25 protein-coding genes and 1 other annotated feature are annotated in these 25,421 nt (G+C 30.9%); of the genes, 23 read left to right on the top strand and 2 right to left on the bottom strand.

The genetic code is table 11. The annotated features are described in order from the left end of the window. Positions 1–41: 41 nt before the first annotated feature. From RR430_RS01315 to RR430_RS01245, 15 genes are all read left to right on the top strand, one after another. Positions 42–578, top strand: a complete 537-nt coding sequence (locus tag RR430_RS01315) for a 5-formyltetrahydrofolate cyclo-ligase (protein WP_332486831.1) — start codon at positions 42–44, stop codon at positions 576–578. 11 nt (positions 579–589) lie between these two features. Then, on the top strand, positions 590–1,264 hold the full coding sequence (locus tag RR430_RS01310; RefSeq protein WP_332486832.1) for a YoaK family protein: 675 nt from the start codon (positions 590–592) through the stop codon (positions 1,262–1,264). Positions 1,265–1,348: 84 nt separating this feature from the next. Further along, positions 1,349–3,577, top strand: coding sequence for a M56 family metallopeptidase (locus RR430_RS01305; RefSeq protein ID WP_332486834.1), 2,229 nt, complete (start codon positions 1,349–1,351; stop codon positions 3,575–3,577). A gap of 17 nt (positions 3,578–3,594) precedes the next feature. Next, positions 3,595–3,963, top strand: coding sequence for a BlaI/MecI/CopY family transcriptional regulator (locus tag RR430_RS01300; RefSeq protein WP_332486835.1), 369 nt, complete (start codon positions 3,595–3,597; stop codon positions 3,961–3,963). Between the two features lie 125 nt (positions 3,964–4,088). Then, positions 4,089–4,460, top strand: a complete 372-nt coding sequence (locus tag RR430_RS01295; protein ID WP_332486836.1) for a BlaI/MecI/CopY family transcriptional regulator — start codon at positions 4,089–4,091, stop codon at positions 4,458–4,460. Between the two features lie 26 nt (positions 4,461–4,486). Then, positions 4,487–6,751 carry a M56 family metallopeptidase gene (locus tag RR430_RS01290; protein ID WP_332486838.1) on the top strand — a complete coding sequence of 755 codons (2,265 nt, stop codon included), beginning with the start codon at positions 4,487–4,489 and terminating at the stop codon, positions 6,749–6,751. A 9-nt stretch (positions 6,752–6,760) separates the two neighbouring features. Further along, the gene (locus RR430_RS01285; RefSeq protein WP_332486840.1) at positions 6,761–7,639 is read left to right on the top strand and encodes a hypothetical protein; all 879 of its coding nucleotides are present in this window, start codon (positions 6,761–6,763) and stop codon (positions 7,637–7,639) included. Between the two features lie 85 nt (positions 7,640–7,724). Continuing rightward, on the top strand, positions 7,725–9,893 hold the full coding sequence (gene priA / locus RR430_RS01280; RefSeq protein WP_332486841.1) for a replication restart helicase PriA: 2,169 nt from the start codon (positions 7,725–7,727) through the stop codon (positions 9,891–9,893). Positions 9,894–9,905: 12 nt separating this feature from the next. Next, the gene (gene rsmB, locus RR430_RS01275) at positions 9,906–11,117 is read left to right on the top strand and encodes a 16S rRNA (cytosine(967)-C(5))-methyltransferase RsmB (protein ID WP_332486842.1); all 1,212 of its coding nucleotides are present in this window, start codon (positions 9,906–9,908) and stop codon (positions 11,115–11,117) included. 33 nt (positions 11,118–11,150) lie between these two features. Continuing rightward, a complete protein-coding gene (rlmN, locus tag RR430_RS01270) occupies positions 11,151–12,185 on the top strand; it encodes a 23S rRNA (adenine(2503)-C(2))-methyltransferase RlmN (protein WP_332486843.1) in 1,035 nt (344 codons plus the stop codon). 7 nt (positions 12,186–12,192) lie between these two features. Beyond that, positions 12,193–12,942, top strand: coding sequence for a Stp1/IreP family PP2C-type Ser/Thr phosphatase (locus RR430_RS01265; RefSeq protein WP_332486844.1), 750 nt, complete (start codon positions 12,193–12,195; stop codon positions 12,940–12,942). After that, positions 12,939–14,627, top strand: coding sequence for a Stk1 family PASTA domain-containing Ser/Thr kinase (gene pknB, locus RR430_RS01260; protein WP_332486845.1), 1,689 nt, complete (start codon positions 12,939–12,941; stop codon positions 14,625–14,627). Before RR430_RS01265 ends, pknB begins: the two co-directional genes overlap by 4 nt. 5 nt (positions 14,628–14,632) lie before the next feature. Further along, the gene (rsgA, locus tag RR430_RS01255; protein WP_442878263.1) at positions 14,633–15,484 is read left to right on the top strand and encodes a ribosome small subunit-dependent GTPase A; all 852 of its coding nucleotides are present in this window, start codon (positions 14,633–14,635) and stop codon (positions 15,482–15,484) included. Positions 15,485–15,496: 12 nt separating this feature from the next. Next, positions 15,497–16,141: a ribulose-phosphate 3-epimerase gene (rpe, locus tag RR430_RS01250; protein WP_332486848.1), complete on the top strand. Its 645-nt coding sequence runs from the start codon at positions 15,497–15,499 to the stop codon at positions 16,139–16,141. Further along, the gene (locus RR430_RS01245) at positions 16,135–16,746 is read left to right on the top strand and encodes a thiamine diphosphokinase (protein WP_332486849.1); all 612 of its coding nucleotides are present in this window, start codon (positions 16,135–16,137) and stop codon (positions 16,744–16,746) included. Before rpe ends, RR430_RS01245 begins: the two co-directional genes overlap by 7 nt. A gap of 23 nt (positions 16,747–16,769) precedes the next feature. Here RR430_RS01245 and rpmB read toward each other — a convergent pair whose 3' ends face one another. Continuing rightward, complete coding sequence (rpmB, locus tag RR430_RS01240; protein ID WP_332486851.1) at positions 16,770–16,964, bottom strand: 50S ribosomal protein L28; 195 nt, start codon at positions 16,962–16,964, stop codon at positions 16,770–16,772. 185 nt (positions 16,965–17,149) lie between these two features. On the opposite strand from rpmB, the gene RR430_RS01235 reads away from it, so the two are divergent. From RR430_RS01235 to RR430_RS01220, 4 genes are all read left to right on the top strand, one after another. Further along, entirely contained in the window at positions 17,150–18,406 is a 1,257-nt protein-coding gene (locus tag RR430_RS01235; RefSeq protein WP_332482218.1) for a cell division protein FtsA, read from the top strand. 12 nt (positions 18,407–18,418) lie between these two features. Next, positions 18,419–19,483, top strand: a complete 1,065-nt coding sequence (gene ftsZ, locus RR430_RS01230; RefSeq protein ID WP_332486853.1) for a cell division protein FtsZ — start codon at positions 18,419–18,421, stop codon at positions 19,481–19,483. A gap of 69 nt (positions 19,484–19,552) precedes the next feature. After that, on the top strand, positions 19,553–20,080 hold the full coding sequence (locus tag RR430_RS01225) for a hypothetical protein (protein WP_332486854.1): 528 nt from the start codon (positions 19,553–19,555) through the stop codon (positions 20,078–20,080). 16 nt (positions 20,081–20,096) lie between these two features. Further along, the gene (locus tag RR430_RS01220) at positions 20,097–20,276 is read left to right on the top strand and encodes a hypothetical protein (RefSeq protein ID WP_332486855.1); all 180 of its coding nucleotides are present in this window, start codon (positions 20,097–20,099) and stop codon (positions 20,274–20,276) included. 14 nt (positions 20,277–20,290) lie between these two features. Here the strand turns inward: RR430_RS01220 and RR430_RS01215 are convergent, their stop codons facing one another. After that, positions 20,291–21,520: a lipid II:glycine glycyltransferase FemX gene (locus RR430_RS01215; RefSeq protein ID WP_332486857.1), complete on the bottom strand. Its 1,230-nt coding sequence runs from the start codon at positions 21,518–21,520 to the stop codon at positions 20,291–20,293. A 135-nt stretch (positions 21,521–21,655) separates the two neighbouring features. Between RR430_RS01215 and RR430_RS01210 the strand changes: the two genes are divergently transcribed. From RR430_RS01210 to RR430_RS01195, 4 genes are all read left to right on the top strand, one after another. After that, a complete protein-coding gene (locus RR430_RS01210; protein ID WP_332486859.1) occupies positions 21,656–22,369 on the top strand; it encodes a phosphatase in 714 nt (237 codons plus the stop codon). Positions 22,370–22,422: 53 nt separating this feature from the next. Continuing rightward, positions 22,423–22,660 (top strand) — a binding site (T-box leader). A gap of 38 nt (positions 22,661–22,698) precedes the next feature. Then, positions 22,699–23,715 (top strand): methionine ABC transporter ATP-binding protein, encoded by a 1,017-nt coding sequence (locus tag RR430_RS01205; RefSeq protein WP_332470190.1) that lies wholly within the window; start codon positions 22,699–22,701, stop codon positions 23,713–23,715. After that, the gene (locus RR430_RS01200) at positions 23,712–24,377 is read left to right on the top strand and encodes a methionine ABC transporter permease (protein ID WP_332508573.1); all 666 of its coding nucleotides are present in this window, start codon (positions 23,712–23,714) and stop codon (positions 24,375–24,377) included. The genes RR430_RS01205 and RR430_RS01200 overlap by 4 nt, the downstream gene beginning before the upstream one ends. Positions 24,378–24,393: 16 nt before the next feature. Beyond that, positions 24,394–25,248 carry a MetQ/NlpA family ABC transporter substrate-binding protein gene (locus RR430_RS01195; RefSeq protein WP_332508572.1) on the top strand — a complete coding sequence of 285 codons (855 nt, stop codon included), beginning with the start codon at positions 24,394–24,396 and terminating at the stop codon, positions 25,246–25,248. Positions 25,249–25,421: the final 173 nt, after the last annotated feature.

Here is a 25,421-nt window from a genome sequence, read left to right as displayed (position 1 = left end):
TTTTTGTATGTGTTATAATATAGTCAAGTGAGGGACAACATATGGAGAAACATACACTAAGAGAAATTGCATTAAAAAAACGTAGTGAAATTAGTAGTGAAGAAAGATTAGAAAAAAGTAGATTAATTAAAACTGAAGTTAAAAAACTTTGTCAAGATAAGCAAGTGATTGGACTTTATGTAAGTATCAAAGATGAAGTAGATACAAAAGAATTAATTCAAGAATTAATAGATAGTGGAAAAACAGTAATTGTTCCAAAAGTAATTAAGAAATCATTAATATTTGTTGAAATGAAATCATTTGATGATTTAGAAAAGGGTATATTTGGACTATTAGAGCCTATTTCAAATGAAGAATTTGATTTAAATAAAGTAGAACTTATGATCGTGCCAATGGTAGGATTTGATTCACTTAAACATCGTATTGGATATGGCAAGGGATATTATGATTCAATATTAGATAAAGTATCAGCACCTCATATTGGTATTGCATTTGCAAACCAACAAGTTGAAAACTTTATTTGTTCAGCACACGATGTTGCGATGGATAAAATTATTACTGAATACTCTGAATTCTAGAAGGTAGTTTCATGAATAAATCGACTCAAATATCAGATTCAGTACGACTTGGGTTACTGTTAGCGATAAATGGTGGTTTTATGGATGCTTATTCTTATGTGTTCCGTGGAAAAGTATTTGCGAATGCTCAAACTGGAAACTTATTACTGTTAGGAATGCATATGTTCGAAGGAGAATGGAATGATTGTATACGTTACATAGTTCCAATAATTGCATTTATGATTGGAATTGCTTGTGCCTTTGTTTTAAGAAAAAAATTTCTAGATAGTAGTAAAGTTCATTGGCGCCAGGTAGCTATACTAATTGAAGCAATAGTACTATTTGTTGTTTCATTTATTCCTCAATCAAGTAATTTATTAGCTAATAGTTTAATTTCATTAGGATGTGGATTACAAGTAGAATCTTTTAAAAAAATTCATGGTTTAGGAGCATCAACTACGATGTGTATCGGAAATCTTAGAAGCGCAACTACATATTTTTGTGAGTATTTTTATTCAAAAAATGCGCAAGAACTAGAAAAGGGATTCCTGTTTATAATACTGATAGTATTCTTTGTGTCAGGAGCAATTATAGGCAATATATTTATTAAAGGACTTGGGCAACATGCAATAATAATATGTACAATATTATTATTAGTGGGTTTTACCGCAATGTTTATAGATAAAGAAGAGACAAGAACAGATTAGTTCTTGTTTTTTGTATATTTCATATTGACAAATGTAGGTGAAGGTAATACGATGATGTTGACAAATGTAGGTGAAGGAGGAAATATGGAAAAAATATTAATGATGTTGCTTGAAGTATCACTATCAATGACGGTATTAATTTTGTTAATGTTATTATTGAAGTCATTATTTAATAAACGATATGGCATTAAAATGCGTTATTTCATATGGCTTTTTATAGTTATTCGTTTAGTATTACCATTTAACATTTCTTTTCCTAAAGCAATAGATATAAACACACCTCAAAATAGAACGGTATTTATCATTCCAGATACAAAAATGGTTTCGCATCCAGAGGGAGTGTTAAATCAGGATTTTACAGAAACGAATTTGGAAACAAAAGAATTGGTAATTGAGGATTCTAAAACGATATCTTTATTTGAAGTTATGTTTGTTATTTGGATAAGTGTTCTATTGATAACTCTTATATATCAAATAATAAGATATAGTTATTACTCAAGAATGGTTTCTAAATCAAGTGTTAAATGTGATAATCATATTCAAATGTTATTATCAGAAATAGAAGGTAAGTACCAATACAATACTAATATTCAAGTTTATCAAAATGAATTTTTACCTAGTCCGATGTTGATTGGATTTATTCATCCTAAAATCATAATTACAGAAGTAAATTTAACGGATAAGCAAATTAAGATGATACTTGAACATGAATTTGTTCATTATAAACGTCATGATTTATTATTCAAAGTACTAATTCTAATCACAAGAAGTTTGCACTGGTTTAATCCCTTTGTATATTTAATGGAAAAAGAAATAGATAAAGATATTGAATTTTCATGTGATGAAGAAGTACTAAAAGGACAGGATTTGAATTACCGAAAAGAATATGGGAATACAATTCTTTCACTTATAAAAAGTAACACTAAAAAACAAACATCAATACTAACAACGAGTTTTAGTAGTAAAAAGAAAAATATTAAAGAAAGATTTATAACACTTGCAGATACAAAGAAAAAGTCAAAAGGTGTACAAATTATAGTGATATCACTTCTATTAATTGCGGTTACCACGTCCCTTGTATCGTGTAGTAATACATTAAAAATAAATGATGTCGTTACTAAAATAGAGAATGATAATAGGACTGTATATAAATTCTTTAATGAAATTGAATTAGTATTGAATCCTTCAACAGATGATGGTTACTACTATATAGATGATTTTAATTTAATTTCAACAAATGATTATGATAAAGTAGAGTTTGCAATGAATTTTAAATATGATGATGGAGCTATTCTATCCACAAAATCATTTATAACAAAAACAAATGATGTAAATCAACAATTAAACATTGGTTATCCCGATCAGACTTATTTTAATTATGGAAATTATGCGATTGGTATAATTTCATTTGAAACACTTGATATAAACCGTGTGTATTCAAATGTGCAGTATAAACTTAATGGTACTCTAATAAATGATGATACGTTAATGAATTTAAAAAATATTTGTACATTAATAACACCAATAGATGAAAATAATTTGGATGTTACTACTTTTTCTACTGATAATAAATTAAATAACAAGGAATTTAATTCATATTATATGAGTAGTGTTGATGATAGTTATATTCGAAATGTACTTAATGGAAAAATAAGTTTAAAGAATTATGAATTAAATCAAGAAGTAAGCAAAGAATGTGGATTTCAGGTTGATGTTAATCGATATAACTCTACAACTATTCAAGTTTCAGATTATGATTCATTAGAAAATGTAATTGAAAAAATAAACAAAACTAATTATCAATTTTATGGAATTAATATGAATGTGAATAATATTAATACAAGCAAAATTATTGTAAATGAAGATGATAAATTTAATATTAGTCCAATTGAACCTGATTTTGGATACTATTATTCAGTTCCAAATGAATTAAAAGTGATAGATGGAAAAGAAACAATGTTACAAAAAGAAGATATCACTATATATGAGACAGGAGTCAATGGTATATCGATCAATGTTCCAGCAAATTATGATCCTCGACTTAAAATAGCGGTAGATAATAGTAATGGTATTTATGTATACTATGAGAGTAGTGTTGCTAATACAAAACAACAATTAGTTTATATTAAGCAAGAAAATCCTAATGATTTATTACAAACATATTATTTTGAATTTAAAGGTGAGTCAGAGGAAATGAAAACTTATAGATATGAGAATAATTTATTAACTAATCAAGATGATAAAGATGCATATTTTGACATTGCAAGTGACTTTATAAATGGTGTAATTAATATATCAATTTCACAAGATTAATTAGAAAGGTAAAAATAATGATGGCTATAAAAAAAATACCAGATTCTGAACTTGATGTTATGAATGTTTTGTGGTTACAAAAAGAACCAATTAAAACTAGTGAAATTCTAGAGAAACTTGATAAGTCCTGGACGATGTCAACGGTTCAAGTGTTATTAACAAGGTTAGAAGAAAGAGGATATGTAGGTAGTAAGAAAGAGGGAAGATTAAAATATTACTATAGTATTTTAAAAGAGGAAGAATATAAGAAGTTAGAAACTACTTGGCTTTATAATAAAATCCATAATGGATCACTTAAATCACTTATATTATCTTTGGTTGAAACAGAAGAGTTAGATGATAATGAGTTAAATGAATTAGAATCTATTTTAAGTAAAATGAAGTAACTTCCTAGGGATTGTCGAATGACAATCTCTATTGTTTTAATTTCTATATTGACAAACGTAGAGAAGAAATATATATTTAAATTGACAAATGTAGATAACTAAATTATTTAAAGGAGTGATGAAGAATGAATCTAAAAAGATTACCAGAATCAGAATTAGAAATTATGAATATCCTATGGCAACAAGGGAAACCATTAAAAACAAGTGAAATTGCGGAATTCTGCCAAGATAATAATTGGACTATGTCTACAATACAAGCCTTACTTGCTAGATTATATGAGCGTAATTTTGTAATTTTAAAAAAAGAAGGTCGATTAAAGTTATATGAACCCTTAGTAAAAGAAGAGGATTATAAATCATGTGAAACGGAATGGTTTATGACAAAAGTACATAATAATTCAGTAAAGAGTTTAGTAACTTCATTAATAGATTTGACTAAGTTAAGTAAGTCAGATATTGATGAATTAGAGGAAATACTTAAAAAAGCGGGAAAATAACTGTATATAATAAAGGGAGACCAACTATGGAAAAAATGTTCTTAATGTTAATTGAGGTTTCAGTTACGATGGCAATATGTATTGGTTTTTTAATGTTAATCAAACCATTGTGTAAACATCATTATGCAACTAGTGTACGTTATTTTATTTGGTTATTTATCGCTGTTAGGCTATTACTTCCATTTAATATTTCTTTGCCTAGTTCCTATCAAGTAAAAATACCAAATAAAACAATTTATTTGAATGCGAATAATACCCAAAATGAATTAAGTCGTTCTGAGACAACAAGTATGGGAGCTTCCTTTTTTGTTGATGCACCAGTTGATTTGGAAATAGATACAAATAGTAAAACGATAACTTTAATGGAATCAGTAATACTAATTTGGTTAGTTGGATTTACATGGATGCTTACTGTACAAATAGTTAAATATGTTCGCTTTAAACATCTAATTCGAACCAGTGAAGAAAGTATAGAAGAAAATGTATTAGCAATTTTAAAGAACATTGATAAAAAAGATAAAATAAAAATAGTTCAAAGTAAGCTTGTATCGAGTCCGATGTTAGTGGGACTAATACATCCTAAAATAATTATTAATGATCTTAATTTAAATGATTATCAAATGAACATGATTTTAAAGCATGAATATGTGCATTACTTAAGACATGATATTTTGTTTAAATGGATTCTCATGTTAAATTGCTGTATCCACTGGTTTAACCCATTAGTTTATATAATGCTTAAGGAAGCAGACAAAGATATTGAATTATCTTGTGATGAAATTGTTTTAAGAAATAAAGATTTAGTTTATCGCAAAGATTATGGCGCTACAATTCTTCAAGTTTTGCGTAGTCAAATAAAAAATAGTAATACTGTTTTATCAACAAGATTTAATCAAGATAAGAAAACATTAAAAGAACGATTATTGAACTTAGTAGATATGAAAAAGAAATCAAAAGGTAGAAGCTTTATAATAATTTCTTTAGTTTTAACATGTCTTGTTTCAACACTTGTATCTTGTAGTAAAAAAATAGATGAAAACAGAATACAAATAGATCATGATGTTGTAATGATAAGTGAAGAAAATAGAAGTATTTATGATTTTTTTGATGGATTAGTTACACTTTCATATAATGAAGATAATCCAATAAAGATTGGAGAAGTTCATACAATAAGTGAAGAAGAAATGTTCAATATTGAAAGTTATGATGAAACAATAACAGGATATGATGATAATTTAATGGGATCAAAACTAGTTACAATTTTAGATAAAAATACCGAGGAGGAGATAACTAGAATTATTGTTTCTAGGGGATATATAGCGGCATCCTATTTTCAATATTTAGTTGTATATGATGATGCAACAATTTCGTTAGATGTATCAAATGAACTAAGTGAGGAAAATGTTGGAAAAGTATTTGGAAGTTTGGAAGTTAGAATTCATAACCAATTACAATCTGTTAAAAATGATTTAAAGAAAGTTGAAAGTTGTACAGTGGTTATACCTAGTGATGATAATAAAGCATTCATAGGAATACTTATGGCATACCCACATACTTCATGGGCGAATTATAATTTTGATTTTAGAAACTTTAGTGATACATTGGGATATGGAGATTATAATAATGTATTTGAATTTGATACAGAAATATATAAGAATTGTAATATTGATACAATAGATAAAGATTCTAGTTCATATCAAACATATGTATCACTTGAAAATACAAATATAGACGAGTTAGTGAATCAACTTAAAAAAATCGAAGTAAGTATTTATAACCAGTTGAAACAAAGAGAAACATTTTTGATTTCAAATGTTATTGTTGATTCAGAATATGAAAATGCAGCACCCTTTGAAAAATGGCCAGGTTATCCGAATGTACAAGAGTTAAATTATATAGTTGAAGATGGTAAACGAGTATATACTTTACAAGGTGAATATGATTTTGCTCAAATCTTAATTCCCGATGAAGTAAATGAACATGTTGTGGTAGGGCAAAATGGTAATAATAATACCTTTGGGATTTATTTTAAGAGTTTTGTTGAACCTGGATTCTTTGAGGAGATTTATCCTTTTGTTATAGATAAAGGATTTAATGCAGCGTATTCGTGCTGTGAAAGCAATATATATACTGGAAATCTAGTTGCTTCTTTTGACAATGGTTATCGTATTGTAAACTCTAATGGTGATTTAAGCTATGATTTGAGCTATTATAGTGAAGAAGAATCAGAGATTCATCATGAACAAAAATTGTATCTAAGTGATAAAATTGAATTTAGAAAAAGGAAGTAGTGAGTTATTGTGAATATAAACTTAGCTAAATTAAAAAGACGTATATTAATAAATAGTATTCTCCTTATAATAAGTAGTTTTTTACTTGCATCATGTTCAAATGGTAAGATTTCTGGTGGAGTTTCTAATCACGATATTGATAAACTTGAGACAACAGAGGGGACTGAGTATTACTTTAAAATCTATGATAAAGAATTTGGTGTAAAGGTTTTAGATAATGACTTATTTAAAATGTCTGCACCTAAGATTATCCTTGAAGATAGAGATGATTATTTAAAGGGTGATATAGTTTTTAGTTTTGTTGATAAGCAAACAGGAGATATCTTGTTGGATTTAATTTATACAACAAATGAACATCATGGATTATCAGAAGAATATTCAAAAAATGGTAAATTATTGTATTCCTTACATCCTCAAAGTGACAGTGTAAATAGTGTTATACAAGACTACGTCATTTTACATGATGAAATCTATTTGACTAATGATGTATTTAACAATTCGTTGAATTCTTGTGCACTTGTTCGACCAATGGATGATAATCATATTTATTTTGAAGTTTATACACAAAATAAATTAGAATTAAATGATAAAGTATTTGTGGATTTACCACAGGGTGAGTTATTAACAACTATTAGTAGTGATGATATGAATGTTTCTAATGATTTCATTATGGATCATTGTAATTCCTTTAAAGAAAATGAGAAATTGGTAGTATCAATGAGACTGTCTATTTATCAAATGGATCAAGCGGAAACAATGATTGATCTAGCTAAACATACTAGGGTTCAACCTATTGGACCATTCGATAAAGTTTTAGAAGGATTCTATTTTGACGATATTGTAGTTGTAGATGAATATCTTCAAATAGTTGAACAATATTCAAATTAGAATTAATTTGGACACTTCGGTGTCTTTTTTCTTTGGGTGGCTTGCTTATTTTATGTTAAAATTAATAAACTAGGAGGATAGTCTTATGAATCTTATTGAATGTTGGATAGAACATCCTACTTTGCAACTTGATAAAACATATTCTTATGTATCAGAAGATGATTCGATTGTTCCTGGTGTTAGAGTGTGTATTAATTTTAATAATAGAGAAATAATTGGCTTTGTTGAGTCAGTTACTAAGTATGATGATTTAAATCAGATAAATAAAATAAAAGGCTTTGATTGTAAGCCTATTTTAAGCGTGTTAGATGATGAATCGTATCTTACAGATGAGTTACTAGAATTAGCTAAATGGATGGCTTGTGATACTATATCACCAACAATAACTTGTTTTAAGACAATGCTTCCATCAAAAGTTAAACCTTCAACTAATAAACAAACTATAAAAATGGAAGAATGGGTTAAGGTTAGTGATGAGGTGTGCGTATTGACACCTAAACAGAATCAATTGGTAGAAGTAGTAAAACAAAACAAAGAAATGTCAGCATCTAAATTACGTAAGGAATTTGGTTCAGCAGTAAAAACTTGTGTTGATAAAGGAGCGTTAATAGTATTTGAAAAAGAAGCTAGCGCAGTATTAGATGAATTAGTTTTACTTAAACCTAAACTAGAGTTATCCACATGTCAAAATGATGCGATGTTAGCAATTAAAAAGAGTGATAAAAATGTAACATTGTTGCATGGGTTAACGGGTAGTGGAAAAACTGAAATATATCTACAACTTGCAGAAGATGTTGTTAATGAAGGTAAACAAGTATTATTTTTAGTTCCTGAAATCAGTTTAACTCCACAAATGGTTGAACGTGTTAAAAGCCGTTTTGGTAGTTATGTTGCGATATATCATTCAGGTTTAAATCCTCAGGAAAAATATGAGCAGTTTAAACTTGTTAAGGAAAATAGAGTTCATGTAGTTGTTGGTACTAGATCTGCTGTATTTATGCCATTTACTAAACTTGGCTTAATTATCATGGATGAAGAACATGATCCATCCTATAAACAAGACAATACGCCACAATATCATTGCCGAGAGATTGCGATACATCGTGCTAATACATTTGGTTGTAAAGTCATATTAGGAAGTGCAACCCCATCATTAGAATCATATGCGCGTGCTGTTAAAGGGGTATATGAATTAGTGGAAATGAATGAACGAATCAACAACAATTTGCCTATTATTCATTGTGTTAATTTAAAAGATACGATGAAAAAGGGCGAATCTTATATTCTTAGTAACTTATTACTTAAGAAAATTGACTTGTGTTTAGAGAATAGACAACAAGTAATCTTATTGTTGAACCGTAGAGGGTATAGCACTACTCTTAGATGTAATGCTTGTCAAGAGGTAGTAATGTGTCCTCATTGCGATTTAGCGATGTCATATCATGCAAGTGATCGAACATTAAAATGTCATACTTGTGGTGAGGTAATCCAAAATATTTATGAGTGTCCATCATGTAAGTCAAAATCAGGATTCTCTAATTTTGGATTTGGTACACAGCGTTTAGAAGAAGAATTAACTAAGCGTTATCCAAATAAAAAAATTATTCGTATGGATGCTGATACAACAATGCGTAAAAATAGTCATGAACGTTTATTGGAAACATTTGCAAATGGCAATGCAGATATTTTAGTTGGTACTCAAATGATAGCAAAAGGATTAGACTATCCTAATGTTACGTTAGTAGGAGTTCTCAACGGAGATACGGGCTTAAATCGTAGTGATTATCGTAGTGTTGAAGCAACTTTTGATTTAATAGTACAAGCATCGGGTAGAAGCGGAAGAAGCGATAAACCGGGTGAGGTTGTAGTTCAAGTGTTTGATGAAAATCATTATGCGATTAAAACAGCTTTACAACAAGATTACAAAGCATTCTTTAGTTATGAAATGCAATTTAGACATGTGGGAGGATATCCTCCATACAACTATATGATTTCAGTTATGGTTTTAGATAAAGATAAAAACAAAACAAAAGAATGGACTAAAAAAATACGACAAGAATTAAATGGTGATTACAAAGTATTGGGTCCATCTGAATTGATTCGTATAAAAGATACATATCGTTATCGTATTTTAATTAAAGGTAAAAACTTAGAACAAATGAAAATTGAAGTAGGTAGTGTAGTTAAAAAAATTACTCAGCAAAGTGGATGTCCACAAGTTAAAGTAGATGTAAATCCAATGATATTGGAATGAGGAGATAAATGAATGAACGCAAGAAAAGTAGCGTATACATGTTTATGTAAAATAGGTATTGAGGGTCAATACGCTAATTTAATGATGCGCAAGGCAATAGAGGATGTTGAAGAAAAAGACAAAGGATTAGTTACTCAAATTGTATATGGTACGTTGAGAAATTATCGCTATTGTCGTTTTCAATGGGTAGATTTGATGGAAAAGAAGTGTAGTGAAGAAGTAGCTATTTTGTTAGATATGAGTGTATATCAATTATTCTTTATGGATAAAGTACCTACGTATGCAATTGTTAATGAAGCAGTAGACCTTGCACCAAAATCTGTTAAAGGATTAGTTAATGCAGTCTTAAGAAAAGTGGTAAGTCGTGGTAAATTAGAAAGTGATGATTTAGGTATTTGCACCAGTCATCCAGATTGGCTAATCAATTTATGGAAATCTCATTATGGTTCTGAAACAATGGAAAAAATTGTAGAAGCAAATAACCAAGATGCTTTAGTAGTTGGAAGAATAAATACCTTAAAAATAAGTAAGGAAGAATTAGAAAAAGTTGAAGGAATACATTTTTTAGACGATGTAGCATTTGTTGCGGATTTTAACTTAGTACAAAATGATTTATTTAGAGAAGGTAAGATTATTATTCAAGATGAATCCTCTCAACAAGTTGCCAAAGAATTAGAATTAGTTGAAGGATTGAAAGTATTAGATACGTGTAGTGCTCCTGGAACAAAAACGTCTCAAATTGCAATGATGATGAATAATACAGGGAGTATCATTGCTAATGAAATTCATGAACATCGAGCAAAACTAGTGGAAGATTTAATGAAAAAACTAGGAGTTACCAATACCAATGTTATTGTAGGGGATGCTATGGAATTAAATCAAAAGTATCCACCAGAATCATTTGATCGAATTCTTGTTGATGCACCATGTTCAGGACTGGGGGTCTTACGTAGAAAACCAGAGATAAAACAAAAGATTCAACCAGAAAACATTGATGAAATAGTGCAATTGCAGAAGGATATTTTAGATTCAACTGGTAATTTATTGAAAAAGGGTGGCTATTTGGTCTATAGTACTTGTACCCTTAATAAAAAAGAAAATGATAAGCAAATACAAGGGTTTATAAAAACTCATCCAGAATTCGAGTTAATTTGTGAAAAAACTATCTTGCCTACAGAAACAACAAAAGATGGTTTCTATGTGGCGAAGATGTTAAAAAACTAGCATTTTGTGGTAGAATAGTACAGTGGTGAAAAAATGAAAACAATTTATGATTATAGTTATGCAGGCTTAGAAGAATTATTTTTAAGTTTTGGATGGAAAAAATTTAGAGCTGATCAATGTTTTCAATGGCTTTATCGTAAGCGTATTTCTGATTTTAATGAAATGACAGACTTAGGAAAAGAAGCAATTGAAAAATTGTCACAAGAATATTGTATTAACCCTCTTGAATTAGTTGCGAAACAAGTTGCGAAAGATAAAACCGCTAAATACTTGTTTAAACTTCAAGATGGGGCTTTAATAGAGACTGTTTTAATGCATTATGAATTTGGAGAAAGCATTTGCGTTACGTCACAAGTAGGATGTAACATGGGATGTAAATTCTGTGCTTCTGGATTACTAAAAAAACAAAGAGATTTAACAAGTGGTGAAATTGTAGCTCAAGTTCTATATGTTCAAAAAGAATTAGATTTAGAAGATAAACGAATTTCTAATCTAGTAATTATGGGAACTGGAGAACCGTTTGATAATTACGACAATGTAATGAATTTTTGTCGTACGATAAATCATGACAAAGGATTAGCGTTGGGTGCAAGACACATTACAATTAGTACATGTGGTATTGTTCCAATGATTGAAAAGTTCTCTAAAGAACATGTACAATATAACTTAGCTATATCTTTACATGCACCAAGTGATGAATTGCGAGATCAAATAATGCCAATTAATCATGCTTATCCATTGAAAGAATTAATGGGAGCTTTACGTAAATATAGTGAAGAAAATAATCGCCGATTAACATTTGAATATGTATTATTGAAAGGTGTTAATGATAGTGATGAAGATGCTCGTACCTTAGCAAATTTAATAAGAGGTATGAATGCTTATGTAAATCTAATACCATACAATCAAGTAGATGAACATGGATTTAAGACATGTGATTCAAAATCAGCATTAAGATTTTATGATAGTTTAATGAAGAATAAAGTAAAAGCAACACTACGTGCAAAACACGGTGATGATATTGATGCAGCATGTGGTCAATTACGCGCAAAACACGAAAGGGGTTAATTGCTCGATGCGTTATTATGGAGTAACAGATAAAGGGCTAGTTCGCAAAACTAATCAAGATAATTATGTCATCGCTTCAAACGAGGTGGGTGATGTTTTTGCTATTGTCTGTGATGGAATTGGTGGAGGACGCGCTGGTGATGTTGCTTCAAAAATTGCCATTGACTATTTTTCTAAAGTATTTAGTGAAAATAAAGGATTTGTTGATGAAGAAGATGTAATTCGTTGGATACGTTTCCATATATTAAAAGCGAATGATTTAATATTTTCTAAGTCTACTACATCTAATGTTTATAAAGGTATGGGAACAACTTTTGTGGGAGTTCTAATATGTAAGATTGGAAGATTCATTGTTAACATAGGAGATAGTAGGGTTTATTGTGCTTATCCTGATGGAAGGTTTATTCCAATTACAAAAGACCATACATTAGTAAATGATTTGGTTAAATCTGGTGAAATTACACAAGAAGAAGCAGAGTTTCATCCTAAGAAAAATGTCTTAACAAATGCTTTAGGTGTTTGGGACAATGTTAGAATTGATATTGATGAACATCCTGAGAGAATTAATTCTTTCTTAATCTGTAGTGATGGCTTGTATGGATATGTTGAACATGAAATCATTACTAAGATAATGCTTAGTAAAGAATTAAGCACAACTTTAAAAGTTAGAAATTTACTTAATAAAGCATTAAAAGTAGGTGGATTTGATAATATTACAATTATCTTGATAGAATTGGAGGCAAATGACAACCGATGAATGAAACTATAGCAAATCGATATATATTAACTAAACATATTGGTCAGGGTGGAATGGCTGATGTTTTTGTGGCGGTTGATATTATCCTCAATCGAGAAGTTGCGATTAAAATACTTCGTGGTGATTTAAGCAATGATCCTGTAAATTTATTGCGTTTTCAACGTGAAGCAAGTGCCTCGACAGCATTAACTCATCCTAATATTGTAGATATATATGATGTTGGGGAAGATAAAGGAAAACACTTCATTGTTATGGAGTATATCCGTGGTAGGACTTTAAAACAATTAATAAATCAACGTGGGGCTCTTGATAAAGTAGAGGCTATTGCGATTATGAAACAATTAATTGGTGCAACCGCAGAAGCACACCGTAAAGGGATTATCCATCGTGATATTAAATCACAAAATGTAATTATAAAACCGGATGGAACAGTAAAAATGTTGGACTTTGGTATCGCTTTAGCTCAAGGAGCATTGCAGTTAACACAGTCTGACTCAGTTATGGGCTCAGTACATTACCTTGCACCAGAGCTTGCTAGGGGAGAATCCGCAACAAATCAAAGTGATATTTACTCATTAGGTATTGTATTCTTTGAATTGTTGACAGGAGAATTACCATTCCAAGCTGATGCACCAGTACAAGTAGCACTTAAACATATGCGTAATGAAATTCCATCTGTAAGAGAATTTAATCCTTCATTACCACAATCAATTGAAAATATTATTATTAAAGCGACTGTTAAAAATAAAATGTATCGTTATCAATCATGTTTGGAAATGTTGAATGATTTGAATCAATGTTTAATGCCAGATCATGCTGCAGATAAAAAATTAGTATTTACATCTAAAGCCGATGACAATAGAACAATGGCATTTAATCAACTTGAAGAAGAACCAAATAAAAAAGTAACAAAGAAAAAGAAACCAATTAAACAAAAGAAATCAATTTTACCAAAGTTAATTGCAGGACTAATCATTTTGCTTACTCTTGGAGTTGGTTATATGTTGATTACCTTAACAGGAGTATTAGATCCAATTATTAGAAATTATGAAGTACCAAATATAGTTGGTTTAACAATAACGGAAGCTAATGATATTTGCGCAGAGAATAACTTAAATTTAGATACGTCAAATATAACTTATCAATTAACAGATAATACACCTAAAGGACAAATCATTGCAGTTAATCCAGAGGTTGGAACTGATGTTGAAAAGGGGTCACGCGTTCAAGTTACAGTTTCAAGTGGTATTGGAGTAAAGGTAAAAGATTATACAGGATGGAATCAAAAAGAAGCAAAAGCGGATTTAAGTCAGTATAAGAATATGCGTATTTATACAGTATCAGAGGAAAATGCTGATGTTCCTGCAGGACAAGTAATTAGACAAGAAATACTTCAAGCAGGGCAACAGTTCAATCCAGAATCAGCAACAGAGATTCGCTTAGTTTACTCTAATTATCCAACTATTGTTATCCCATTTGATTTGAAAAACATGCCAATTGATCAAGCTCAAAGCATGATGGAAGAATTAGGTGCGGATGTTCGATTGGGAACATTAGATACTAGTTCACTAACGGATGAAGAAAAAGCTAGTTTATCATATGGTGTTGTAATTGATACATCACCAGTATTAGGTAGTGCATATACACAAGAAGAAGGATCGTATATTATCTTATATTACTATTAGGAGATGTGATGAAAGCTAGAATTATTAAAATAGTTTCAAATCAGTATACTGTTTTAACTGAAAACAAAGAAAGACTTCTTTGTGTAGCTATGGGGAAGGTACGTCTTCAAACTACTCCTGTAGTAGGTGATTTAGTAGAAATAGAGTTTTATGATGATAAGGTTGGTATTGAAAGAGTTCTTGAAAGAAAGAACTCTTTACTACGTCCAGCGATTGCTAATGTTGATCAAGCTATTATTGTGATGTCTAGTAAAGATCCAGAATTTAGTGCTACGTTAGTGGATCGTATTTCTTTTCTAATTCAAATTGCTAATATTCAACCAGTAATATGTATTACTAAAATGGATTTAGTAGCAAGCGACGATGGGATTTATACAATTGTTGATGATTATCGTAAATCAGGTTATGTTGTACTACTTTGTGGTAAAGATAATGTAGATCAAGAGCTTGCGGCAGTTTTATGTGATAAAATAACGGTATTAACAGGACAAAGTGGTGTTGGTAAATCCACTTTGCTTAACACGCTGGATCCTACATTTGAGTTACGAACACAAGAGACTTCAAAAGCACTGGGTAGAGGAAAACATACGACACGACATACCGAACTTCATGAGGTTGCAGGGGGATGGGTTGCTGATACACCAGGATTTTCTTCTCTTGATTTTTCTAAAACAACACCTACTGAATTATGTAATTCAATGTTTGAATTTAAACCTTATTTAGGTAAGTGCAAGTTTAGAGATTGTATTCATTTAAATGAACCTGGATGTGCGATAAAAAAAGCAGTAGAGAATCATGTGGTATCTTCTATCCGCTATGAAAATTATCTACAATGTTTACCATTAATGAAAAAATAGGAGGAAAAATATATGATTATAGCACCATCGGTATTATCAATTGATTTTTGTAATTTAAACCAACAACTTAAAGAAGTGGAAGATGCAAATGCAAAGTGGATTCATTTTGATGTCATGGATGGACATTTTGTACCTAATTTAACATTTGGTCCTGATATTTTAAAAGCGTTTCGTAAGATGACAGATCTATTTTTAGATGTTCACATCATGGTAAGTGATCCAGTTTTCTTTGCGGATGTATTTATTGATGCGGGCGCTAATATGATTACTTTTCATTATGAAGCGTGCAAAGATAAAGAAGCATGTATTGAATTAGCACGTAGTATACGTTCAAAAGGTTGTAAAGCGGGAATTAGTATTAAACCTAATACAAATGTAGAATCAATTCTTGATATTGTTAATGAATTTGATTTAGTTTTAGTTATGTCTGTTGAACCAGGTTTTGGAGGACAATCATTTATTCCAGAAGCATTAAATAAAATTAAAAAACTTAAAGATGTAATTGTTAATAATCATTATGAAACACTTATTGAAGTTGATGGTGGTATAAATCAAGAAACAGGTAAGTTATGTAAAGAATCTGGTGCAGATGTTTTAGTTGCAGGTAGTTACGTATTTAAAAATAATATTAAGGATGCAGTAGCTAGTTTATGTTAAAACAAGTTACGCTTGTTGCGAATATTAAAACATCACTATCGCAAGTTGTAGGTGATGTTGTTGGTGTTGATAGGGGAGCTTTGTACTTAGCTTCGTCTGGTATACGTATGACTTTTGCGGTAGGTGATTTTGATTCGGTATCAATTGAAGAACGCAATCTTATTTATCAAATGAGTGATGATGTTATTCAACTTGAAGCAATGAAAGATTTTAGTGATAGTCAAGCAGCGATTGATGAGTGTAAAAAAAGAGGATATGAAAAACTATTATTCCTTGGTTCTATTGGTGGACGACTTGATCATCATTATGTTAATCAACAAATGTGCATTCAAGAAAATGGCATTGAATTAGTATTGATGGATGATCGCAATAAAATATTTTGCTTAGATGTAGGTACACATTCAATTAGTAAAAATAATTATAAGTATTTATCATTGTTTGCTATTGAGGATGCAATTGTTACATTTGAAAATGTTAAGTATGTTTTAACGGATTATTTTATGGATACAAAAAATCTCATCGGTTTATCCAATGAGATTCTGGGTGAAACATGTATTATTCATGTTCAAAATGGTAGATTGCTTGCGATGCAAACAAATGATTAAAAAAAAGAACTTTTCAGTTCTTTTTATTTTCCTGCTTGCTCAGCTTTTAATGTTTTTAATGCACGAGCGGAAATACGGATTCTTTGCGGTTTCCCATCAATCATCACTTTAACTTTTTGTAAATTTACATTCCATTTACGACGAGTTGCACGTAATGAATGTGAACGTTTATTTCCTGATAATGCTTTTTTACCGGATACGGCACAAACTCTTGACATACCGTAGACCCCCTCTCTAATTTCGTAATTCGCTTGTAAACTATAACATACCTATTCATTCTTTGCAAGTATTTGGACGACATTTTCTTATGAAAATTATTCATTTTATTACGTAATCTCTTTTTATAATGGAATATATGTGTTATTATAACATTGTGAATTTGAAAAGGGGGTCTCCTAAGGACATGGATAAACAAATCTTTGCTGCCCTAGAAATAGCAGATCACGAAATTAGATTAATTTTAGGCGAATTTTTTAATACTCGCTTTAATATTATCAAAGTGGAAAGAGTGCCAGCATTTGGGATAAGCAATAACAGAATATCTGACGCTGAAGCGATTCAAGAGTCAATTAAAAAAGCGGTTGATAATGCTACTCGTACAGTAGGAGCAAAAATTGAGCGTGTTTTATTGTGTATTCCTTCAGTTAATATGCATCGTTACCCACTTAAAGTGAATACAAGAGTAGAATCAATTGAGAATGTTGTGACTATTCAAGATATTCGTCGTTCTGTAAAAAAGGCAATGGCTACTAAAATTGATGATTCTTTGGCTATGGTACAAGCAGTTTGCGTGAAATACACATGCAATGGTATTTCAACAAGACGTATGCCGCTAAATGAAAAATGTTCGGATTTAACAATTGATATTGATTTATTATGTGTTGATCGTGATGTAGCATTTGACTTAGTACGCTGTGTAGAAGAAACAGGATTAAGTGTTATGGATATTTATTTGGATACGTTTGCACTTGCAAAAGAAGCGGCGTTATTCGAACAAACAATGGATCAAAATGTAATTGTTATTAAACTTGAAAGACAAACTACAACACTTGGTTTACTATCAAAAGGAAAACTAATGAATAGTGATATCTTTGAGAATGGTATAGATACATGGATTGATTCAATCAAAGAAAAATTTGACCTACCCAATGAGACTATTTCTCGTTTATTGAAATATAATGCTCGATTGGATGAGACATCATACACAAATTCGCCTATTTATATTTGGGCAAATCATGGTGAAACATTCACGATGTCTGAGAAAGAATTATGTGGTTGTATTGAAAAAGATGTTCAAAAGTGGTTGAGCGATATGAAATCTATTTGTCTTCCTATCTTGAATTCAAATAAGACGACTGTTATGATTACTGGAGAAGGTGGAGAACTTCAAGGTTTAGCTACTTTACTGTCGAAACAACTAGGTGTTGAAGTAAAGAATTATACACCAGAAACATTAGGTGTTAGATACAGTGGTTTATCGACATGTTTAGGTTTATTCTTTGCATATAAAGATCAGCTTCCTATTAATGGACAAAATGAAAATAGTATTGATATGGAGCAATTTAGTAAGACTGTTCACTATAAAGAACAAAATCCTGATTCAGAAGAAGAATCAATTACAAAACGTTTGAAAGGTATGCTTTTTGAAGCAAGAAAGTAAGAGGGAATAGAGATGGCAGATTTAGCTTATAATCAAGTTGCAAAAATTAAAGTATTCGGTATCGGTGGTGCTGGAAATAATGCTGTAAACCGAATGGTTCAAGAGGGAGTTCAAGGAGTTGAATTCTTTATCGCAAATACAGATTTACAAGTATTAGAAGTTTCACCTGTTGAAAATAAAATAGTACTAGGTAAAGATGGTCTTGGAGCTGGCGGAAATCCTGCAAATGGACGTAAAGCAGCTGAAGAAAGTCAAGAAGACATTAAAAAAGCTATGGAAGGCGCAGATATGATTTTCTTAACTGCAGGCCTTGGTGGTGGTACTGGTACTGGAGCTGCACCATTATTTGCAAAAGTTGCAAAAGAAATGGGTGCTTTAACAGTTGGTATCGTAACTAAACCATTTAGTTTTGAAGGTAAACGTCGTATGATTCAAGCTGAAGAAGGGCTTGAACAATTAAAAGAATACGTTGATAGTTTAATCATTGTATCAAATAATCGTGTACTAGAAGTTATTGGTCATATTCCATTTGAAGAAGCTTTCAAAGAAGCTGATAATGTATTACGTCAAGGTGTACAAACAATTACTGACTTAATTGCTGTTCCTGCATTAATGAACTTAGACTTTGCTGATGTTCGTTCTATTATGGAAGGTCAAGGATCTGCATTAATTGGTATTGGTATGTCACAAGGTGACAACAAAGCACAAGAAGCTGCTCAAAAGGCTATTCAATCACCATTACTAGAAGCTCAAATTACAGGTGCTAAAAATGCAATTGTAAACGTTACTGGTGGTGCTTCAATTTCAGTATATGATGCAAGTGAAGCTGTTGAATTCATTCGTGAATCTGCAGGTAATGATATCGATATTATATTTGGGGTTGCTATCAATGAAAAAATTGGTGATGCAATTATTGTAACTGTTATTGCTACTGGATTTGATTTACCAAAGGCAAAAATACCAACACAAGGTAAGCCAGTTACTCCACAATCTGGATATGCAGCACGCGATTATGAGGAAGAAGTAATCGTTGAAGAAGAAGATAACCAAATTCCTGGATTCTTCAAATTACGCTAAATAGCAAAAACATCCGTGAGGATGTTTTTTTTCTATGCTATAATTCAAGTAAGAAAGAAAGGTGATTACATGGAAATATTTGAGTTGGATAATGATTCAATTAACTATGTAGCAACTTTAATGACTCATTCTAAACCTGAATGGTGGCCAACTAGGGAAGAAGCCTATGGACAACTCTATGATATAAATGAAGCAATTAAAACTGTGGGATGGGTTATAGGTGAAGATAGGCAACATCCAAGGGGATGGATATTGTGTAGAGAATTAATTGGTTATCGCACCTTAGAACTTGAGTGTTGTGGATATGATGATCATGGCGAATTTAAACTTGAACATAAATTAGGTGATTTGATTGAAACTGCAGAAAAATATGCTAAAAGTAAAGGTTATCTTACATTACGCAGTGGGATTAGCTCAATAGGGTTTAACATTCATAATCAAAAAATTATGGATATTTCACACGCTATTAAAAACTTACAATGTGACCGTGTTGACTATCTATGGTATCTTGAACATGGATTTAAAGTGATAGGGATTCAATCAAATGCATATGAGGTAGGTTTTCATTTAATACTTCTTGCGAAAGATTTGACATAATTGAGGAGGACAAATAATGGATCTATTTAAAAATCAACAGATGAACAATATCAAAAGAGATGATGCGAGAAATCTAAGAGATAACAATTATAAAGATGATCAAAATAATTATTCTAGTGGTAAAAGAAAAGGTAACTTTTGGTTGTATTTTGTGTTAGGAATTATTGTACTTGCTTTATTATCATTTATATTTTAAAGAGAATTTGAAAATTACTTCAAATTCTTTTTCTTATATAGGATGGAATTAAGTTTACGCTTAATTTTTCCTTTTAGTTTTATTGATTTAATAAAATGTGTATAGTTTTTTACATTTAATATGTAATCAAACTCACCGATGTATTCGGTAAACTCACTACCAAATGATTTCTTATAGCTATATAAACCATAATAAGGATCATCAGAATTAGTGACTCCAGAAAAACCACACATATCATATTTAAGTACACCTAAATTTTTCATATCATTCATAGCAAAGTAATGTAAGTTATCTACTGGTTTAACAAAATTAAATTCTTTACGATTATAAGTATATAAATCATAAGATGTGTTACCAACATACAAGAACAATCCAGCTGCAATAACTACATTATCACCATATTTAGAATGAAGAGAAACAGCTTCGTTATATTCCTTCTCTTTTGATGCGAGGGCTTCTTTATCCTTTGCATACTTTTTGGAATGTATTTCTTCGTCTAAACCAGCAACCATTTGTTTTAAATCTATTTCGGTAATGTAAAATCTAGCATGATCTTTAAAACTATCCATGATATTTTCAAAGTATGTGCGTGTGTGTGGTTTGAATCCTTGTATTTCGGCAAGTTCTTTTTCAAATTCCATTAAGTAAGATATTTCTGATTGCGTTGCTAAATGGGTAGTAACACCAATGATTGAATGTCTTTTAATAGCGGTTTGTCTAGCTTTATGATAGCTTTTTAATATTTCATCAAGAGGCTTATCTAAATTAGCAATTAGGGTATAGCGATTTACCCAACTACCATTATATGCATAACCATATCCCTTATGTTTAAAACCAATTTCTTTCAGTAATTCAGTGATATGTTCATTATTAATTCCATCTATTTGATTACCATCAATATCTCTAGATACTCTTTGGATATTAAAGTCAGTTCTTAAAAAGAAAGCATTTTCTTTGCGCGCATATTGGATGCATAATTGAAGGGCTTCTTTAAATTGTTCAAGATTGTTGGTATTTAAACATGGACCCCAAGGGATATAAAAATAAGTCTTGTTATGCCATTTCCGTTTAAATGCAAGGGCAGTACCAATTAGTTGATTATTATCTACAAACCCAAGATAAACAGGGGTTCCTTCATTATTTTTATTTTGTGCCCACATTGATGTTTTTGTATAATGCACTAAATTATGCTTAAGTACAAAATCATCAAAATCAATACTATTACAAGTTGTATTTAGTTTCATAATCATCAACCTTTCTTGAATATTATATCATAATTAATTTTTAATTATTTTATTTTGTTTGTACATGGATGAGTTAGGTATCCTTGTAATTAAAATAGTAAAGTTCTATAATAGTTAAGTTAAGTGGGGGATAAGATGAAGAATATATTGGATTTACATACACATACAATAAGTAGCGGTCATGCATATAGTACACTACAAGAGAATATAAAAGCAGCTAAAGATAAAGGATTAAAATATTATGGTATGAGTGATCATGCTCCAGGGATTCCTGGTGGTACACACTTTTTTCATTTTAAAAACTTATCTGTAATTCCACCGATGATTGATGGGGTAAGAGTTTTAAGAGGATGCGAATTAAATATAATAGATGAAAATGGAATAGTTGACTTAGATGAAGATGTTCTTATGTCACTAGATTATTGCGTTGCTTCTTTTCATACACCTTGCTATAGCACAACACATACGTTGGAAGATAATATGAGTGCATATAAAGCGATATGTAATAATCCATACATTCAAGTTATTGGACATCCAGATGATGATCGTTATCCATGTGACTTTGATCAATTGGCAAAAATGGCACTAGAAACAAATACGTTAATAGAAATTAATAATTCTTCATTACGTCCAATATCAAGTCGTGTGAATGGAATAGAAAATTGTCGTAAGATATTAGAAGCATGTAAAAAAGTAGGCTGTATGATAGTTTTAGATAGTGATGCGCATATTTCATTTGATGTTGGTAATACTGATCATACAGATGCATTATTAGCAGAAGTTGATTTTCCAAATGATTTAGTATTAAATTACAACGAAGATAAAATAAGTAAATATATCAAACTGTAAACATTTTCAGAAAAAAGATATTGACATCTTACATTTGAGAGTGTAAAGTACTGTTAAAGACATTGAAGAGAAAAGTAATGTCAACCTAAATTCTTAGAGAGTCCTGGTAGCTGAAAAGGGATAATGGAAGTTGAGATGAAAATGGTCTTGGAGTTGCATACCGAGGGAAACTTAGGCTATGACGGATTCACCCGTTAACGTGATAAAGTATAGTTGTACTTGATAAGGTAATTACTGTGAGGTAATTACGAATAAAGGTGGTAACACGGGAATATATATCTCGTCCTTGTATAGGGACGGGATTTTTTGTATATAAGGAGGTCTAGAATATGATTCAAATACAAGATATTGTAAAGACATTTACATCTAAAGGTGAAGATATTCATGCGGTAAGAGGTGCAAACTTAGAAATCGCAGATGGTGAAATCTTTGGAATCATTGGTTATTCTGGTGCAGGTAAGAGTACCTTAGTTAGAATTATTAACCAATTAGAAAAACAAAGTAGTGGTAAAGTCATCATTGATGGAGAAGATATTAGTCAATTGAGTACGAAACTACTTCGTAAGAAAAGACAAAAAATTGGGATGATCTTTCAACACTTTAACTTATTGTGGTCAAGAACAGTTGAAGAAAATATTGAATTTCCATTGGAAATTGCAGGTATTTCAAAAATCGAAAGAAAAGAACGAGTACAAAAATTAATTAATCTTGTGGGTCTTGAAGGAAGAGAAAAAGCATATCCTAGTGAATTATCAGGAGGGCAAAAACAAAGAGTGGGTATCGCAAGAGCACTTGCGAATAATCCAAGTATTCTACTTTGTGATGAAGCTACATCAGCTCTTGATCCTGAAACAACAGATTCAATCTTAGAATTACTTGATCGTATAAATCGTCAATACAACATTACAATTATTGTGATTACTCACCAAATGGAAGTTGTACAAAAACTTTGTCATAGAGTTGCAGTTATGAGTGATGGTAAAGTTGTTGAACTGGGGACAGTGAAAGAAATATTTGAACATCCAAAAGATGATGTTACAAAACGATTTGTACAAACTGTAGAAGGTAAAAATATTGATGTTATACGTAGAGAGTTAAAGAAATTATATCCTTATGGACAAGTGTTACGTTTGAACTTTACTGGTGATATTAGTAATGAAGCAATACTCGCAACGGTTATTCGTAAAACAACACTACCAGTTAGTATCGTAAATTCAAATATCACTCACTCACAGGTGGGACCCATGGGCGTCATCTATGCCCATGCATCAAACGGAAGTGATGAAGAATATAAACAGTTTGTGGAACTGTTAGAAAAGGAAGGAGTAAAAGTTGATATTCTATGACAGAACTATTACAAAAAATAAATATTGATCAATTTGTTGTAGCATTAAATGAAACATTATTCATGACCTTTACATCCTTAATTCTATCAGTCATCTTTGGATTAATTATTGGTGTTCTCTTATTCAGTACTCAATCGGAGGGGTTATACAAGAATAAAGTATTGAATGCAGGTACAGATTTTATTATTAATGTGCTGCGTGCGATACCATTCATTATTATATTGATTTTAGTTATACCGTTTACAAAGATGTTAGTTGGAACAATGCTTGGGGCCAAAGCAGCAATTCCATCTCTCGTCATTGCGGCGACTCCCTTTTATGCAAGACTTGCGGTTATTGCGTTTACGGAAGTTGATAAAGGAACGATTGAAGCAAGTAAAGCAATGGGAGCAAGTAAGTTAGAGATTATTACTAAAGTACTTATTCCAGAAGCGCTACCCGCTTTAGTTTCAGGTATTTGTGTTACAGGAATTTCATTAGTTTCCTATACAGCAATGGCAGGTGCCATTGGTGCAGGAGGTTTAGGAAATCTTGCATATCTCTATGGTTTTGCTAGAAGAGATAATGTTGTGCTATTCAGTGCAACAGTACTTGTCATCATTATTGTATTTATAATACAAGGTGTTGGTGACTATATCGTCAAAAAAATTGACAAACGATAAATCGGAGGAAAAGAAAATGAAGAAAGTATTAAAAACATTACTCGCTGGATTACTAGTTTTAGGACTTGCTGCTTGTTCAAGCAAACCAGCACCAGAAGCAACACCAGAAACAACTGAACCTACAACAGGTGAAACAACTAAATTAGTTGTATCTGCAACATTAGACCCACATGCTAAAATCTTAGAATTCGCAAAACCAATCCTTGCTGAAAAAGGAATTGAACTTGAAATTCAAGTATTAGATGACTACTATATTTTCAACAAAGCTTTAAATGATGGTGAAGTAGATGCTAACTATTTCCAACATGTTCCTTTCTTTGATGGAGAAGTTGAAGCAAATGGTTACAAAATTGTAAACGCTGCTGGTATTCATATTGAACCATTTGGATTCTATTCAAAAACAGTAAAATCAGTTGATGAAATTAAAGATGGTGCAACAGTTATTATTTCTAACTCTATCGCTGATCATGGACGTATCTTATCAATTCTTGCAAAATCAGGAGTTATTACTTTAGCTGAGGGTGTTGATGCACAAAACGCAACAATTGAAGATATCACTGAAAATCCTAAAAACTTAAAATTCCAAGAAGTAAAACCTGAACTTCTTACTACAGTATTTGAACAAGGTGAAGGCGATTTAGTTGCTATCAATGGTAACTATGCAATTCAAGCTGGATTAAATCCAACTACAGATGCAGTAATTCTTGAACAAGCTGATGCTACAAATCCTTATGTAAACATCGTTGCAGTACAAGAAGGTCGTGAAAATGATCCTGCAATTAAAACTTTAATTGAAGTATTAAAGTCTGATGAAGTTAAACAATTCATCCTTGATACTTATAGTGATGGATCAGTTATCCCAGCTGAATAGTTAGTCATAATACAGTGTGCATTAGTGTACACTGTATTTTTTCGTATAGGAAAGTACTCTTTTTATAGAGTAAATAGTTGATTTTATATGTTTTTGTTTACCTTTTGCTTTAAATTGAGTATATTTAAAGCGGTAGAAACTTAATAAATACTATGTAATTAGAGTTAATTTTT

Source organism: Anaerorhabdus sp. (genome assembly GCF_036641015.1).
Lineage (GTDB): Bacteria > Bacillota_I > Bacilli_A > Erysipelotrichales > Erysipelotrichaceae > Anaerorhabdus.
The sequence above is the reverse complement of the archived record's forward strand: the minus strand, read 5'-3'. Positions and strand labels throughout refer to the sequence as shown.